Consider the following 1,032-nt stretch of genomic DNA (forward strand, 5'->3'; position numbering starts at 1 on the left):
CAAGGTCTATATATAGACCCCATCGTTTTGAGCAAGCATTTGCCTGCGCTGCAATATCAAGACCGAGCACTGCACATGGGGCAGGTCAGCATAAGTGATGTCGCCGAGCACTACGGTACGCCGTGCTATGTCTACTCAAAACAGGCAATATTGGACGTCTATCAAGCCTATAGCGACAGCTTTGCAAGTCTTGATCATCAAATATGTTACGCGGTAAAAGCCAATTCTAACCTTGCGGTATTGGGCGTACTAGCGCAAGCAGGTGCAGGGTTTGATATTGTCTCGCGCGGCGAGCTTATGCGCGTCCTTGCGGCAGGTGGTCACGCAGATCGCATCGTATTCTCAGGTGTAGGTAAGACTTATGACGACATCGAGTTTGCACTCAATCAGGGCATTGGTTGTTTTAATGTTGAGTCTATCAGCGAGCTTGCACTCATTAACGATGTCGCTCAGCAGTTGGGCAAGCGCGCGCCAATATCGCTACGCGTCAACCCAGATGTCGACGCGGGTACGCATCCTTATATCTCAACGGGTCTTAAGGATAATAAATTTGGCATTGCTCATGACAAGGCCGTTGGCGTCTACGAGCAGGCGGCTACCATGGACAATATTGATATCGTCGGTATCGATTGTCACATCGGCTCGCAATTGACTGAGGTAGCCCCCTTTGTTGCTGCGTTAGATAAACTCATTGAGCTGATTGGCTCGCTGCGTGACAAGGGTATCAATCTTCGTCATATCGATTTGGGCGGCGGGCTTGGGGTACGTTATATCGATGAGTCGCCTGTGACCATTGATAAGTTTGCGCAAGCTTTATTGCCTAAATTGCAAGCGCTTGGATTAAAAGTATTCTTTGAGCCGGGTCGCAGCATGGTTGCCAATGCTGGCGTGTTAATCACCCGCGTGGATGTCCTAAAGCCAACTGAGCACAAGAACTTTGCTATCGTTGATGCGGCGATGAATGATCTGATCCGTCCTGCACTATATCAGGCTGAGATGGCGGTGATTCCTGAGACGTTGCCAAGTGATGAT

1 protein-coding gene is annotated in these 1,032 nt (G+C 49.5%); it reads left to right on the forward strand.

The features are described from left to right. Positions 1–48 precede the first annotated feature (48 nt). Positions 49–1,032, forward strand: a 984-nt coding sequence (gene lysA, locus ACTXGO_RS14545) for a diaminopimelate decarboxylase (RefSeq protein ID WP_443575021.1), incomplete at its 3' end; no start/stop codon positions are given.

This window comes from Psychrobacter sp. T6-1 (genome assembly GCF_052258445.1).